The organism is Nocardiopsis flavescens (genome assembly GCF_900141985.1).
Lineage (GTDB): Bacteria > Actinomycetota > Actinomycetes > Streptosporangiales > Streptosporangiaceae > Nocardiopsis > Nocardiopsis flavescens.
This window is the reverse complement of sequence record NZ_FQZK01000002.1, coordinates 394,501-410,202: the sequence shown is the minus strand read 5'-3', so window position 1 is coordinate 410,202 and position 15,702 is coordinate 394,501. Positions and strand designations below refer to the sequence as shown.

The window sequence follows — 15,702 nt, the reverse complement described above, 5'->3', positions numbered from 1 at the left end:
CCGTCCCGTTACCATCGCCCAGCGCCGAGAACCGCGCGCGGTGGACCGGGCCTCCCGGTCCCCGGCGACACTCCGTCGTCCCCCTCTTCCCCGCACGCGGGGGGCGGGCCCGTCCGGGAAATCGACGAGAAGCAGTGCCCGCCCCACCCCGTGTCCGGGTGCGCGCGGGCCCGAGGAGCGACCACACCGTGCACCCCGATCACCCGAGCCGAGTGGACGAGTTCGCCGACTTCTGGGCTCCCGACCCCGCTGCCGCGACCTGGCGCGAGGCGCTGTCCGACCTGGTGTCCGCACTCCCCCGGCGCCGCGGCGCCGGCCGGACGCGCGCCGCCGCCCTCGCCGTCGCCCTGGGGGCGTCGCTCGTCGCGCTCCCCCAGGCCCCGGCCCTGGCACTGCCGCGGGAGCCGGAGGACATGCAGACGCTGCGCGACCGCGCCGAGGAGCTCGGCGAGGAGTACAACGGCGAGCTGCGCGACATGGAGGGCGTCATCCAGGAGGCCGAGCGCGCGACGAACCGGGCCGAGGACACCGCCGAGGAGGCCCAGGCCTCCAAGGAGCAGGTCCGCGCCCTGGCGTACGCCTCCTACACCGGCAACGGCATCGACCCGGCCATGTCGCTGTTCGTCGACGCCGACCCCGACCAGATCATCGACCGCGCCGTCGCGATCGACTACCTGGCCACGAGCAACCAGGACAAGATCGCCGAGCTGGAGCAGGCCCTGGAGCGCGACGAGAAGGCCCAGGAGGCGGCGCAGACGACCCTGGCCGAGGCCGAGGCCGACCTGGAGTCGCTGGAGGAGCGCCGGGGGGAGGTCCAGGAGATGATCGCGGACCACCCCAACCAGCCCATGGGCGGCCAATACAACATCACACCGCGCACCGAGCAGATGCGCGAGCTGGTCATCGAGGAGTTCGGCGAGGGCCGCGACGTCGGCGGCGTCGGCTGCTACCGGGCGGTCGGCGGCTGGGTCGTGGGCGAGCACCCCAAGGGCCGCGCCTGCGACTTCATGGTGGACGGCAACGGGCAGATGCCTGGTCAGGAGCAGATCGACCGCGGCTGGGCGATCGCCGAGTGGGGCCGCGAGAACGCCGACCGCCTCGGGATCATGTACATCATCTACCGCCAGCAGATCTGGGACGTCCGGCGCGGCGACACCGGCTGGCGCGCGATGGCCGACCGCGGCAGCATCACCGAGAACCACTTCGACCACGTGCACATCTCCATGTTCTGAGCCGGGCCCGCGCCCGCCCCGGGGGGGGGACGTTCCGAGGGCGGGGGCCCGGGGGCGAACAGTGCACGCGACCGACACGAAACAGTGACGATTCACGCACGGACCCCCACCCCGACCTGCCGCTCCGCCGGGTGCGCGGATTAGGATGCTCACGTCCCGGCCTGCGGAAGACCCGCCGGCCGCCCCCGGCCCGAGGGCCCGGGGCCACCCGGAGACACCAGGGTCCGCCCCGCCCCCGCTTCCCCCGTTCTCGCCCGCGGTCAGGTGGCCACGGGGGGTGCGCCCTGCCCGTGTGAACGCTCCCGGCGTCCCTGACGACCCGACTTCGGAAAGTCACACGAACCCACCGGCGCCGACACGCGTCCCAGACAACACGTCAACACATCATCCGGGCGAGGGGAGCCATGAGCGAAAACGGACCTTACAACCAGCCACCGCAGAATCCGTACGGCGGTGACGGCACGGGGGGCCAGCCTCCCTACGGCCCGCCGCCGGGCGGCCCCTACGGCGACCCCCACACCGGCGGCCAGCCGGGGTACGCCCAGCAGGGCGCGTACACGGGCGGACAGCCCGCCTACGGTCCCCCCGGCGGCTACCCGCCGCCGCAGCAGCCCAAGAGCGGCGGCAAGGCCGCGCTGTGGGTGGTCATCGGCGGCGGTGCGGTCATCGCCGTCCTGGTGGTCGCGCTGATCGTCATGCTCGCCACCAACGGCCGGGACCCGGGCGGCACCGTCGCCGCGCCGGAGCCCACCACGGAGGTCTCCGAGCCGGCGGAGGAGCCTGCGGAAGAGCCCGCCGAGGAGCCCGCGGGCGGCGGCGGTCCGGCGGGCGAGCCCCCGTACGCCCTGCCCATCGAGCCCTGCGAGGCGCTGACCGACCGGGTGGCCGAGGGCCTGCTCCTGGGCCAGGACGGCTCCAAGAGCAACAGCGACAACCGGTCCTCCTGCTCCGACATCAGCGGTTCCGCGCCGGAGGGCAACCCGAGCACCATGTTCGGCACCTACGACGTGCTGTACCAGACCCCCTACGCGGGCTCGGACTCCATCGAGGGCGCCAAGTCCGAGTACCAGGACGCGGTGGCCAACTTCCGCGGCGAGGGCTCGTACTCCCTGTACGACTCCGAGCACCTGGACCAGGACACGGAGGTCGCGCTGGGCGACGAGGCCGTCTTCATCACCACGAAGTACGACTTCCTCGGCCAGATCGTCCCCAAGGCCGCCGTGCTGATCCGTTCGGGCAACGTCAACATCGAGGTCACGTACACGATGAGCCCGTCGTTCGACGCCTCGGACTCCGACGTCGAGAAGTTCACGCTCCCCGACGACATCGAGGAGACGATGACCATGGCGGGCGAGGACGCGCTGGCGCTGCTCGGCGCCGCCTGACCCGGTCCCCTCGGGCACCCCGGGCACCACGGGGGGCCGCGGCCGTCGCGCCGCGGCCCCCCGTTCCCGTACTCCGGCCCCGCGGCCGGACCCCGGCCCCTACAGGTCGGCGCGGACCCTGCGGGCGGCCTCGACCATGTTGCGCAGGGCCTGCTCGGCCTCCTCGTAGCCGCGGGTCTTCAGGCCGCAGTCGGGGTTGACCCACAGCCCCCCGGCGTCGATGTGCGACACCGCCAGGCGCAGGGACGCCTCGACCTCCTCCACCGAGGGCACCCGCGGGGAGTGGATGTCGTACACGCCGGGGCCGATGCCCCGCCGGTAGCCGCGGCGGCCCAGGTCCTCCACCAGCTCCATGCGCGAGCGGGCCGCCTCGACGCTGGTCACGTCGGCGTCCAGCGCCTCGATGCCGTCGACGATCAGGCCGAACTCGGAGTAGCACATGTGGGTGTGCACGGTCGTGGTCGGCGAGACGCCCGAGGTGGCCAGGCGGAAGGAGCCCACGGCCCAGTCCAGGTACTCCGCGCGCTTCTCCTCGCGCAGCGGCAGCAGCTCGCGCAGCGCCGCCTCGTCCACCTGGATGTGCCGGATCCCGGCCCGCTCCAGGTCGGCGACCTCGTCGCGCAGGGCCAGGGCCACCTGGCGGGCGGTCTCCCCCAGCGGCTGGTCGGTGCGCACGAACGACCAGGCGAGCATGGTGACCGGACCGGTCAGCATGCCCTTGACCGGCTTCTGCGTGCGCGACTGGGCGTAGGTGATCCACTCCACCGTCATCGGCTCGGGACGCGAGACGTCCCCGAAGAGGATCGGCGGGCGCACGCAGCGGGAGCCGTAGGACTGCACCCAGCCGTTCTCCGTGGTGGCGTACCCCCGGAGCAACTCGGCGAAGTACTGGACCATGTCGTTGCGCTCGGGCTCGCCGTGGACGAGCACGTCCAGGCCGATGTCCTCCTGGAGGGCGATGACCCGGTCGATCTCGGCGCGCAGCACCTCCTTGTACTCCTGCTCCCCCAGCTCGCCGCGGCGGTGCGCGGCGCGGGCCCGGCGCAGCTCCGCGGTCTGCGGGAACGACCCGATCGTGGTCGTGGTCAGCGCCAGGCCGCTGGGGGCGCCGCGCTCCTGCGGGCGCTCGTAGGCGTCCGGGCCCAGCGCCTCCAGGCGGGCGCGCACGCGGGAGTCCACGAACGCCGCCCCGGCGGGGGCCGGCCCGGTGTCGCGGCCGTCGGCGGTGCCCGCGGACAGCACCCGGCCCAGCAGGGCGACCTCGCGGGTCTTCTGCTCGGCGAAGGCCAGCGCGGCGCGCAGCTCGGGGGCCAGGGACGTCTCGGCGTCCAGGTCGATGGGCACGTGCAGCAGCGAGCAGGAGGTGCTCACGGCGATCTCGTCGGCCAGGCCCAGCAGGGTGCCCAGGGTGGCCACGGCCGCCGGGACGTCCGTGCGCCAGACGTTGCGGCCCTCGACCACGCCCGCGACCAGCCGGGTGGAGCCCAGCCCGGACACGGCGGTCAGGTCGGCGACGCCCTCGTCGTCGGTGACCAGGTCCAGGCCCACCGCCTCGACCGGGGACTCCTTGAGGACGCGCAGGGCGTCCGCGCCGATGGAGCCGAAGTAGGTGGAGACCAGGAGCCGCGGCCGGTCGGCCAGCCCGCCCAGCACGGTGTAGGAGCGCTCCAGGTGCGCGAGCGCGGCCCGGCCCTCGTCGGTAGCCAGCACCGGCTCGTCCAGCTGGACCTCCTCGGCCCCGGCGGCCCGCAGGTCGGCCAGCACGGAGGCGTAGGCGTCCAGGAGGTCGTCGAGCAGGGCGAGGGGCGACCAGCCGCGCGGCGCGTCGTCGGCGGCCTTGGACAGCAGCAGGAAGGTGAGCGGGCCGACCAGCACCGGGCGGGTGCGGTACCCGGCCTCCAATGCCTCGCGGAACTCGGCGACGGGCTTGTCGCCGGCGGCGCGCGGCCGCACGTCCGGGGAGAGCTCGGGGACCAGGTAGTGGTAGTTGGTGTCGAACCACTTGGTCATCTCCAGGGGCGGGGCGCCCTGGACGCCGCGGGCCAGCGCGAAGTAGCGGCCCAGCCGGCCGTCGGCGCCGGAGGCCGCGGTCGGGTCCTCGAACCGGGCCGGGACGAGGCCGAACAGGACGGCGGTGTCCAGCACCTGGTCGTAGTAGGAGAACGTGTTGGAGGGGATGTCGTCGATCCCGGCGGCGCGCAGCCGGGCGTAGGTGTCCAGTCGCAGGTCCGCGGCGACCCGCTCCAGCTCGGCCGCGGTGGTGGCGCCCCTCCAGTAGGACTCCTCGGCGCGCTTGAGCTCGCGGTCGGGTCCGATGCGCGGGTAGCCGTGCACCGTGGAGCGCACGGTGGGCGCGGGGGTGGTGTTCATGACAGCTTCTCTCCCTCGTCGAAGGCCCGGTACCGGCCGCGGGGTCGACGAGGGGCACACCGGAGGGACGCCGTGTGAAGGGCGCGCCGGGTACCGACCTCGGCCCTCCCTCGGGGCGCGGGACCACCGGCGGCACGGGTGCGCCGCCGGGTGGAGGCAGGTATTCGGACTCACGGGCGCGACCGGTCGTGACACCGGTCTCCTAGTGTCCGCCGCTTCCCGGCGCCCGGATCTTGCGATCGGGCCACCAGTGCTTCATGGCGGGGGTCGTTCCCGTACACCGCTGCGGGGCAGTCCCGGACTCGCACCGGGTTCCCTCTTGCGACGCGCGCCGCCGCTCCGGGGGCTCCCCGGCGCGGGAATGGCGCGCGTACCTTCCACGGCTGCAAGTATAGGGAGATCCCCCTTCGCCCCTGACCCCCGGCATACCCCCCTTGTGCCCCTCGCCGCCCCGGAGTACGAACCCTCCGCCCGTGGGCGGCGTCACACCCGATGAAGACGTCGCGCGGTGGCGTCCCCGCCCGGCCCCGCGCACGTTCGTCTGCGAGATGGACGCGGAGAACCCCTGGTGAACAAGCTGTCCCGAACCACCATGACACCCGATCACCCCGTGATCACCGTGGGAGTCTCCCTGGTCGTGCTGGCGGGCATGGTGCTGTTGTCGGTGCGACCACCGGAGTCATTGGGGGCGGGCCCGGCCGGCGGCGTCGCGCACGGGATCGCCGACGCCGTGGAGCAGCGGCTCCCGGCCTCGGGCGAGCCCGACGCGCTGACCGTGGTCGACCCCGCCGCCCTGACCGGGCTGGAGGAGGAGGCCCTGGAGTACGACGGGGTCCCCGCCGAGGTGTCCTTCCCGGTCCTGCCCAACGCCGAGCCGCTCACCGCGTTCCTGCGCGAGCGGCTGGCCGCCGAGGTGCGGGCGTTCGACACCGCCAGCCCGGGGGCCGAGTCCTACCGGGCGGGGTGGAGCGTCACCGCCGCCTCCGACGGCCTCATCGGCGTGCGCATGGCCAACGCGGAGACCGACTCCGAGGGCGAGAAGGAGACCCGCGCCACCTACTGGTACGACACCGGCGACGGAACCACCCGCGGGTCGCAGTCGCTGCTGGACGGACAGAGCGGGCTGGCCGCCCTCAACGCGCTGGTGCGCGACCGGCTCGGCGACTCCGCCGACGCGGGCGCGGTGCTGCCGGTGGCCTCGCTGTACGACTCGGTCGGGTTCAACCCGGACGGCGACCTGGTGGTGGAGTTCGACGCGGGCCAGGTCGCCGCGCCCGGTGCCGGACCGCTGACGGCGGTCGTGGAGCGGGCCGAGGCCGAGCCGCTGCTGTCGGGCTTCGGACGGCGGGCGCAGCGCGCGGCCACCACCGGGGTCGAGGAGTTCTCCGTCTCCGCGGCGCCGCAGGGGGACGGCGGGCCCGCCGACGAGCCGGTCCCGGGCGTCCTGCCCCCGGTCGACGACGCGGTGGACTGCGCCGACCCCGAGGTGAAGTGCGTGGCCCTGACCTACGACGACGGCCCCGGCGGGGGCACCCCCGAACTGCTGGACCTGCTCGCCGAGTACGACGCCCGGGCGTCCTTCTTCGTCACCGGGCTGCCGGTGATGGAGCACCCGCGCACGGTGCGGCGCGCCTACGCCGAGGGGCACGAGATCGCCAACCACACCCTGAACCACCCCGACCTGGCCGGGATGGGGGCCGACGGGGTGCACGCCGACCTGGACACGGTGCAGGCCCTGGTGTACCGGGAGACCGGCTACACCATGGACCTCATGCGCCCCCCGTACGGGTCGACGAACGACAACGTCGGCTCGGTGACCCGGGACATGGGCCTGGCCCAGGTCCTGTGGAGCATCGACACCAACGACTGGAAGGACCGCGACCCCTCGGTGGTCGCGGACCGCGCGATCGACGGGGCCTCGGACGGCGCGATCATCCTCATGCACGACATCCACCCCAGCACCATCGCCGCCTCCCACAAGATCGTGCGGGAGCTGGACGCGCAGGGCTACCGGATGGTGACCGTGTCGCAGCTGCTGGGGGACACCGAGCCCGGCGAGCGGTACGTGGACGGCGTGCCCGACGAGCCGCCCGCGGACGCGCCCTCCGACGGCGCCCAGGAGCGGTCGCACCGGCCCGGGGACTAGGGGCGGGATCGACGGCACCGGAGCCGCTGACCACATGTGGTCAGCGTCACGGCGAGGCCGCCGGGTTCCCCTATGTTGCACCCATCAGCCCCGGTGCACACGTTCTGGATGAGGGAGTCCGGTGTTCTCGTCGACCCGCACGCGTCCGAAGCAGGCCCTCCCCCGCGGGGGGAGGCACGCGCGCCTGCTGCCGTGGGCGGCGGGGGCCGCCGTCGCGGTGGCGCTGCCGCTGGCGGGCTGCGAGAACCAGCCCGCGGCGGCCCCCGCCGACGCCGACCCGGAGGCCGTGACCGTGCTCGTCGACGGGCCCGGGGACCCGGTGACCGAGTGGAACGGCGGCGGTGACGACTTCCCCGGCCACCCCTACGTCCCCGAGGACGTGGAGGTCTCCGTCGCCCACCCGGAGTTCCCGGGCGCGGAGGCGTTCTCCGAGGCGCTGCGCGAGCGGATCGACCGGGAGGTCATGGACTTCCGCGGCGCCAGCCGGGACCCGGTGTCCCTGGACATCGCCTGGCAGGTCGTCGCCGCCGGGGAGGGCGTCCTGGGCGTGCGGCTGGTGAACACCGAGGAGGACCTGCACGGCATCCGCCGGGCGTACGCGACGCACTGGTACGACGTGGCCACCGGACACACCGGGTACGCCACGGAGCTGCTGGCCGACGACGCGGCCCTGGCCGAGCTGAACGGCCTGGTCGGCGCGGCCCTGGAGGACCACCCCGACGTGGACCGCCGGGGACTGCTGCCGGTCATGCGCACCTACGACTCGATGGGCTTCAACGCCGACGGCGACCTGGTGGTGGAGTTCGACGACGGCCACCTGTCGCCCGTCGTGGAGGGCCACCCTCCCGACGCCTCCCCGGGCCGGATCGCGACCGTCGTCGCCGCCGAACGGGCCGAGCCGCTGCTGTCGGACCTGGGCGCGCGCGCCCGGCGGGCCTCGCTCACCGCGGAGCCGGTGCTGTCGGTGCCGGACCCCGGCACCGGGCCGGAGACCGCCCCGGTGCCCCCGGGGGTGGTCACCGGGCGCGGACCGGACGTGGACTGCGCGGACGCGGGGGTCAAGTGCGTGGCCCTGACCTTCGACGACGGCCCCGTCGACCCGACCGCGCACGTGCTGGACATCCTCGCCGAGGAGGAGGTGACGGCATCGTTCTTCCTCAACGGCGACCCCCTGCTGACCCGGCCCTGGCTGGCCCGGCGGATCTACGCGGAGGGACACGAGCCGGCCAACCACGGCGACCTGCACGAGAGCCTCACCGAGCACTTCGAGCCGGAGGAGCTGCCCGCCCAGGTGGCGATGGTGAGCGCGGCGGTGCGCCGCCAGACCGGGTACACCGTGGAGCTGTTCCGCCCGCCGTTCGGGGCGACCGACGACGCGGTCAAGGCCGAGGTGGCCCGGCAGGGCATGGCCGAGGTGATGTGGACGCTCGACAGCGAGGACTGGACCGGGTCCGACCGCGACGCGATCGCCGACCGCGTGGTGGGGCAGGTGGAGCCGGGCTCGGTGGTCCTGCTGCACGACCCCCAGCCCCCGACGGTGGCGGCGCTGCCGGAGATCATCGAGCGGCTGCGCGCGGACGGCTACACGTTCGTGACCGCGACACAGGCGTTCGACCCCGAGCCGGGCGGGACCTATCCGCCCGACTGGGACGGCAGCTGGTAACACGCACGACGGCCCGGTACGGGGGCGTGTCCCCCGCGCCGGGCCGTCGGCGGTGCGGTCAGGCGGTGGCGGCCTCGGGGGCGCCGGCGGCCGGGGCCGCGTCCGGGGCGTCGGCGCCGACGGCCTCGGCGACCGAGGCGTACCCGGCGGCGCGGACCAGGCGGGCCAGGCCGCGGTTGATGCGGCGGGGCCACAGCGGGCCGCCGTAGATGAGGCCGGTGTAGCCCTGGACGAGGGTGGCCCCCGCGCGGATGCGGGCCCAGGCGTCCTCGGGGGTGTCGATGCCGCCCACCGCGACCAGCGTGACCCGGTCGCCCACCCGGGCGCGCAGGCGGCGCAGCACCGCCAGGGAGCGGTCCTTGAGGGGCGCGCCGGACAGGCCGCCGCCCCCGGCCGCCTCGACCTCCTCGGCGGTGGCGGCGAGCCCCTCGCGGGAGATGGTGGTGTTGGTGGCGATCACGCCGTCCAGGCCCAGCTCCAAGGCCAGGTCGGCGACCGCGTCGACGTCCTCGTCGGCCAGGTCCGGGGCGATCTTGACCAGCAGCGGCAGCTCCGGGCGCCCGGCCTCGGCCAGCGCCGCGCGCACGGCGGACAGGATCGGCCGCAGCCGCTCCACGCTCTGGAGGCTGCGCAGGCCCGGGGTGTTGGGCGAGCTGACGTTGACGACCATGTAGTCGGCGTAGGGGGCCAGGCGCCGGGCGCTGACGGCGTAGTCGCCCTCGGCCTCGTCCTCCGGCGTGACCTTGGTCTTGCCGATGTTGATCCCCAGGACCGGGCCGGGCTCGCCCCGCCGGTGGTGCAGGCGCTCGGCGACCAGCGCCGACCCCTCGTTGTTGAAGCCCATCCGGTTGACGATGGCCCGGTCCGCCACCAGGCGGGCCAGGCGCGGACGGGGGTTGCCCGGCTGCGGCTGGGCGGTGACCGTGCCGATCTCGACGAACCCGAAGCCGAGGGCGCCCAGGGCCCGGGGGCCCTCGGCGTTCTTGTCGAACCCGGCCGCCAGCCCCAGCGGGCCGGGGAACTCGCGGCCGAACGCGTGCACGGTCAGCTCGGGCTCGCGCGGGCCCAGGACCCGTTCGGCGGCGGCAACCGCGCCGGGCACCGCGGCGGCGCAGCGCAGGGCGCCGAAGCTCACCCGGTGGATCGTCTCGGCGTCCAGGTGGCGCAGCACCGAGCTGAAGAGGATCTGGTAGAACACGTGTTTATTTAACCGTTTCCATCGCTCTCGCGCTCGGCGAGAAAGCGTTCGAGTTCCGCGCCGAGCTCGTCGGCGGTGGGCAGGGCGGTCTCGTCGTCGGCCAGCGGGAGCACCTGGCGGTCCTCCGGGTCGGTCCGCGCGGACATGATGTCGTCGTACTGGCGCTCCAGGTTGACGACGATGCGCTGGACCTCCTCCGAGGCGCTCACCTGCTCGGCGATCTCCACGTCCGTGGCCTGGGCGACCTCCTCCAGGGCCGCGGCGGGCAGGGACAGCCCGGTGGCGTCGGCGACGTAGCGCAGGGCGGCCAGCGCCGCACGGGGGTAGGTGGACTGGGCCAGGTAGCTGGGCACGTGGACGGCGTAGCCGAGGAAGTCGTGCCCGGCCTCGCCGAGCCGGAACTCCAGCAGCGACACCGCGCTGCCGGGCACCTCCACCTGTCCGATCCAGGGGGTGTGCCCCTCGACGAGTTCGGCGCGGGTGGCGTGCGGGGTCACCGTGACCGGCCGGGTGTGCGGCACCGCCATGGGGATGCCGTGCACGCTCAGGGACAGCGACACCGAGAAGCGCTCCACCAGGCCGACGACGGCGGCGGCGAAGGCCTCCCACGCGCGGTCCGGCTCCGGGCCGTGCAGGACCAGGAACGGGTTGCCCTCGGCGTCGTGCATGCGGTACAGGGCGAGCTTGGGCGCGCGGTAGTCCGTCCAGGTGTTCTCGACGAACGTCATGGGCGGGCGGCGGGCCCGGTAGTCGACGAGGTCGTCGGCGTCGAAGACGGCGATCTCCTCGGCCTCGTAGCGCTCGAACAGCTCCTCGACCGCCTGCTTTCCCGTGTTGCCCGCGTCGACGAAGCCGTCCAGGCAGACCAGCATCGCCAGGCCGGCGACGTCGTCGAAGCCGGGTCGGAGTTCGTACAGATCTGCTGGATTGCGCACCGGGTTCTCGTTTCCAGGTAGCTCGGGGTTTCAGGGGCCGCGTGGCAGTCCAACACCGACCGGGGCCGCCGTGTTCCCGGTCGCCCCGGCGGACCGTTCGCCCTGCTATCCCACAATACCGACCCGTTTTCACCGTCGATGTTCGAGGACCCGCAGGGAGCGCAGCCGGTTGAGGACCGCGGCGACCTCCTGCCGGCGGGGCAGGACGTAGTCCCCGCCGAAGTCGCCGCCCAGCCGGGTGACCCCGTGCTCGGCCAGTTCGGCGTCCAGGGCGTCCAGCGCCTCGGCGAGCGTGCGGCCGCGCAGGGCCAGAGCGCGCAGGGCCAGCCCGGCGCCGGTGATCTGGCCGGGGTCCACGAACTGCTCGACCGAGCGCACGTCGACGTCGTCGTCGCCGAACACCAGGACGTCCATGTCGCGGCGCTTGATCCGGGACCGGCCGCGCGCGTCGGAGGGGTCGACCGACCGCGGGTCGACCAGGCGGTGGCGCGGGGCGGCGAAGACCGCGTCGGTCCGCTCCCGGGCCAGCCCCCGGGCGCGCTCGGAGACGTCGTGGGGGTGGTAGGCGTCCATCATGACCACGGGGTCGGCGACGTCGAAGTAGTCGCCGCTGCCGCCCATGACCAGGACGGTGGAGACCCCGTGGTCGCGGTGGAGCGGGCGGACCAGGTCGACGAACGGGACGAGGGGCTCGCGGTCGCCGTGCACCAGGGCCTGCATGCGCTCGTCGCGGATCATCAGGTTGGTGGCGGTGGAGTCCTCGTCCACCAGCAGGGTGCGCGACCCGGCCTCCAGGGCCTCGCAGATGTTGGCGGCCTGGGAGGTGGAGCCCGAGGCGTTGTCGGTGGAGAAGTCCGCGGTGTCCGCGCCGGTGGGCAGGTTGCGCACGAAGGAGCCCACGTCGACCCGCTCCACCCGGCGGCCCTCCTCGGCGCGGATCTTGACCGCGTCGGCGCGGGTGACCACGAGTTCGCGGCCATCGCCCGGGACGTGGTCGTAGACGCCGCGCTCCAGGGCGTGCAGGAGGGTGGACTTGCCGTGGAAGCCGCCGCCCACGATGAGGACGACGCCCTCGGGGACGCCCATGCCGGCGACGGTGCCGCGGTGCGGCAGGTCCACCGTCACGCGCAGGGTCTCCGGGGAGGAGAACGGCACCGCGCCCTCGGTGAGGGGTTCGTCGCTGACGCCGCTGCGGCGCGGCAGGACCGCGCCGTCGGCGACGAAGGCGACCAGGCCCAGGCCGTCCAGCCGGGAGCGCAGGGCGACGGTGTCGGCCACGCTGTCGGCGAACGCGCGCGCGGCGTCCCGGTCGACGGCCTCCCAGTAGAGGTCGTCGACCACGCCGGGCAGGGTGTCGCAGAACTCGCGCTCGGCGGCCCGGCCGTCGATGCGCCGGCCGCGGCCGGGCAGGTCGATGCCGATGCGCAGCTCCAGGCCGCCGCCGGCGGTGACCCGGCAGGAGGAGCGCTCGATGACCTCCTGGCCGCCGGTGTCGATGCGCAGCAGCGACCTGCGCAGCAGCCGTCCGGCGCGTCGGCCCAGGAAGTCGGCGGTGGCCCGGCGGCGCACCGGGTCCAGGCGGGCCTCCTCGGGGATGCCCGCGTCGGGCAGCGCGACCAGGATCCGCGAGGGCGGGGCGAAGGGGTCGGCCTGCACCCGCTGCACGGTCAGGGTGAAGTCGCCGAAGTCCCAGTCGCCCTTGAGGGACTTGTACCGCCCGTAGGAGTCGCCGTCCATCCGGAGCAGCTCCTTGGAAAGCCGCTCGTCGTCGCGCACCCCGGTGAGGGGCTCCGGCTCGGGCCTCCCGGCCCCGCCGCCGCGCCCGCCGCCCCCGTGGCCGCCGCGCCCCCCGTGGCCGCCCCTGCCGCCGTGGCCTCCCCCGTACCGCCCCGCCATCGTTCGTTCCCCCCGTGCTCGCCGGTCCTGTGTCCCCGCCAGGGTAGAGCTTTGCGCCCGCCCCCGCCCCGGCCCTGTGGACGACCCCGGGGGGTGTCGTGCGGCGCGGCCCCCGCGGTACCCGGGAGCGGTTCACGTGAAAGGGCCGGGTCCGGTGCGACTGCCGGACCCGGCCCTTCGTGGGACACGGCGCCCGGCGCCAAGGGGGTGCACCGGGACCGTACGGACACCTCCCCGGGAGGGGTGGGGAGGTGCCACAGCTTCTGTTTTACCGGAACTCGATCTCCCGCGCGGGGGAAATCCCGATTCCCGCGGCCTCCAGCCCCCGCTCGACGTCCGCCGCCCGCTCCGCCGCGGTGGCGCCGCCCTCCGGGTAGGTGCCGTGCGCCCCCCGGGCCAGGACCACGTCGTAGCCCTCGCCGAGGGCTCGGCGGGCCGTCGCCGAAATGCAGAACTCGCTCTGGAAGCCCGCCAGGACCAGCCCGCGGGCGCCGGTGAGGGCCAGCGCCCCGGCCAGGCCCGGGGAGGTGAAGGCGTCCGGCTCGGTCTTGCGGAACACCGGCTCCTCCTCCCGCGCCGGGAAGACCGGCTGCCATCCCGGGGTGAACGGCTCGTCGGGCTCCCCCGTGCCGCCGTCGTTGAGGACGTGCACGACCGGGGTGCCCGTCGCCCTCGCCCGGTCCAGCAGGGCCGCCAGCTCGCCGCGCAGGGGCGCGGCGTCCGGGACCGCCCCGCTCCCGTCGAGGAAGTTCTCCTGCACGTCTACGAACACCAGTACGAATGACATGCCCCCATGGTGGCACAGCCCACCCGCGCCCGCCCCCTCCCGCGCCGCCCGGCGGGAGGCGCGGTCGCGGTCGTCCACCGGCGGCCGGGTCGCGCACGAACACCGCGACCAGGCGGTCCGCCTCGCGCAGCCCGTCCAGCAGGTCGCGCCGGGCGAACAGGTCGGGGTGGTCGAACACGGTGCACGCCCGCGCCGGGGCGAGCGCCCGCTCGGCCGCGCGCGGCGCCCCGGGCGCGAGGTCGTACACGGCGGTGCCGCGGGCCCGCCCCAGGACCACCGCGGGCGGCCCGTGCATCGCCCCGGGCACGTTGACCACGGGGAACCACAGCCCCCGTCGCGCTCGCGGCCCACGCCGAAGGCGGCCGGCCGCTCCCAGCCCGGATGGCCCTCCTCCAGCCGGGCCCGCGCGGCGCGGACGTCCTCTTCGGTGACCCACTGCTCCACGGGTGCTCCCCGTGTCGGGGGGAGCGGGGGTACGAGAGCGGGAGGGGTACGCGCCCACCGCACACCCCTCCCGCACCGTCCACGTTAGAGGTTCAGCTCCCCCCGGGCCACCGACACCGCGTGACCCCCGATGAGCACCCGGTCGCCCCGGTACTCCAGCAGCAGGTCACCGCCGCGGGCGGAGGCCTGGTGCGCGGACAATTCGTCGCGGCCCAGCCGCCGCGCCCAGTACGGGGCGAGCACGGTGTGGGCGCGTCCGGTGACCGGGTCCTCGGGGACGCCCACCCGCGGGGCGAACACGCGGGACACGAAGTCGGCCTCCCCGTCCGCCCGGGCGGTGGGGATCACCAGGTGGTAGGGCAGCCGGGCGATCGCCGCGGTGTCGGGGGCCAGCCCGCGCACGGCCGCCTCGTCCGCGACCTCGACCAGCAGGTCGTCGGCACCGCCCACGCCGACCCACAGCGGTTCCGCGCCCAGCGCATCCGCCAGCCCCTCGGGGGCCGCCACGGCCACAGGGGGCTTGGCGGGGAAGTCCATCCACAGGCGCCCCTCGCGCTCGGCGACCGTGAGCACCCCGCTGCGGGTGGAGAACCGGTACGGCCCCGGGACGCCGAGTTCGACCAGGGCGTGGGCGGTGGCCAGGGTGGCGTGCCCGCAGAGGTCGATCTCGACGGTGGGGGTGAACCAGCGCAGCTCGTAGTCGGTGCCGGGGCCTTCGCCCGCCCCGCCGACGGGGCGGGCGAAGGCCGTCTCCGAGAGGTTGAACTCGGCGGCGACCCCCTGCGCCCAGGCGTCGTCGTAGGCGTCCTCCAGGATGAGGACGGCGGCGGGGTTCCCGGCCAGCGGCCGGTCGGTGAAGGCGTCGATCACGCGGTAGTCGGGCATGGGCCCATCCTGCGCGGGCGGCCTCCCGGGGGAAAGGGCCACTCGCGGGGGCAATGGCCCCTCACAGGGGCGGCTCGTCCAGGATGAACATGGTCTGGGTGCTCTTGACCTCGGGGATGCGCTGGAGCCGCTCCAGGACGAAGGTGCGCAGGGCCGCGGCGTCGGCCACCCGCACCAGGAGCAGCAGGTCGACGTCGCCGGAGACGAGGGCGGCGTGGTCGACCTCGGGGATGTCGCGCAGGTACTCGCGGAACCTCTCCCAGGAGTGCTGCTCGATGCGCACCGACACGTACGCCGACAGGCCGATGCCGTACTTCTCCGGGTCGATGACGGCGGTGAACCCGCGGATGACCCCCTCGGTGCGCAGGCGCTCCAGGCGGGAGTAGGCGTTGGCCCGGGAGATGTGGGCCTGCTCGGCCACGGCCCGGATGGACATGCGCCCGTCCTCGCGGAGCAGGGCGATGATGCGGCGGTCGGTGTCGTCCAGCGGCACGGCCATGTGTCTTACCTCATACCGCTCAGGTCGCGGACCCGGGGGATCTCGGGGGCCACTCGACGGCACTACTGAGCAGTTCGTCCAGTATCGGCGTGGGGGCATCGACAATATGGGGTGATTCGCTTCATATTCAAGACACGGAGTACACCGATCCGAGAACGTCTCCGGAGACCGCCGACGGCGATGGCGCCGCCGGGACACACGGTCCCGGGCGCGGGCGGGCCGGTGGGCGCCCGGTCGACGGCGACCGGCGCGCCCCGGACAC

Annotated in this window: 11 protein-coding genes and 1 riboswitch; of the genes, 4 read left to right on the top strand and 7 right to left on the bottom strand. The window is 74.6% G+C overall.

Going from position 1 to position 15,702, the window contains the following annotated elements; translation table 11 throughout:
• The first annotated feature begins 188 nt into the window (after positions 1–188).
• A complete protein-coding gene (locus BUE45_RS06095; RefSeq protein WP_073376183.1) occupies positions 189–1,232 on the top strand; it encodes a coiled-coil domain-containing protein in 1,044 nt (347 codons plus the stop codon).
• A gap of 404 nt (positions 1,233–1,636) precedes the next feature.
• Entirely contained in the window at positions 1,637–2,617 is a 981-nt protein-coding gene (locus BUE45_RS06090; protein WP_073376180.1) for a hypothetical protein, read from the top strand.
• 99 nt (positions 2,618–2,716) lie between these two features.
• On the opposite strand, the gene metE is transcribed toward BUE45_RS06090, so the two are convergent.
• Positions 2,717–4,987, bottom strand: coding sequence for a 5-methyltetrahydropteroyltriglutamate--homocysteine S-methyltransferase (metE, locus tag BUE45_RS06085; protein WP_073376177.1), 2,271 nt, complete (start codon positions 4,985–4,987; stop codon positions 2,717–2,719).
• A gap of 158 nt (positions 4,988–5,145) precedes the next feature.
• Positions 5,146–5,305: riboswitch (cobalamin riboswitch) on the bottom strand.
• A 274-nt stretch (positions 5,306–5,579) separates the two neighbouring features.
• Here metE and BUE45_RS06080 point away from each other — a divergent pair.
• On the top strand, positions 5,580–7,133 hold the full coding sequence (locus BUE45_RS06080) for a polysaccharide deacetylase family protein (RefSeq protein ID WP_073376467.1): 1,554 nt from the start codon (positions 5,580–5,582) through the stop codon (positions 7,131–7,133).
• A 121-nt stretch (positions 7,134–7,254) separates the two neighbouring features.
• A complete protein-coding gene (locus BUE45_RS06075) occupies positions 7,255–8,796 on the top strand; it encodes a polysaccharide deacetylase family protein (protein WP_084736977.1) in 1,542 nt (513 codons plus the stop codon).
• 58 nt (positions 8,797–8,854) lie between these two features.
• Here BUE45_RS06075 and BUE45_RS06070 read toward each other — a convergent pair whose 3' ends face one another.
• From BUE45_RS06070 to BUE45_RS06045, 6 genes are all read right to left on the bottom strand, one after another.
• Positions 8,855–9,994: a quinone-dependent dihydroorotate dehydrogenase gene (locus BUE45_RS06070; RefSeq protein ID WP_073376173.1), complete on the bottom strand. Its 1,140-nt coding sequence runs from the start codon at positions 9,992–9,994 to the stop codon at positions 8,855–8,857.
• 8 nt (positions 9,995–10,002) lie between these two features.
• Positions 10,003–10,929, bottom strand: a complete 927-nt coding sequence (locus BUE45_RS06065) for a proteasome assembly chaperone family protein (RefSeq protein ID WP_073376171.1) — start codon at positions 10,927–10,929, stop codon at positions 10,003–10,005.
• 129 nt (positions 10,930–11,058) lie between these two features.
• Positions 11,059–12,825: an ABC-ATPase domain-containing protein gene (locus BUE45_RS06060; RefSeq protein ID WP_073376169.1), complete on the bottom strand. Its 1,767-nt coding sequence runs from the start codon at positions 12,823–12,825 to the stop codon at positions 11,059–11,061.
• Positions 12,826–13,093: 268 nt separating this feature from the next.
• Positions 13,094–13,612 carry an isochorismatase family protein gene (locus BUE45_RS06055; protein WP_073376167.1) on the bottom strand — a complete coding sequence of 173 codons (519 nt, stop codon included), beginning with the start codon at positions 13,610–13,612 and terminating at the stop codon, positions 13,094–13,096.
• Between the two features lie 528 nt (positions 13,613–14,140).
• Entirely contained in the window at positions 14,141–14,941 is an 801-nt protein-coding gene (locus BUE45_RS06050; RefSeq protein ID WP_073376165.1) for a PhzF family phenazine biosynthesis protein, read from the bottom strand.
• Between the two features lie 61 nt (positions 14,942–15,002).
• Positions 15,003–15,440: an Lrp/AsnC family transcriptional regulator gene (locus BUE45_RS06045; protein ID WP_073376163.1), complete on the bottom strand. Its 438-nt coding sequence runs from the start codon at positions 15,438–15,440 to the stop codon at positions 15,003–15,005.
• Between the last annotated feature and the right edge of the window lie 262 nt (positions 15,441–15,702).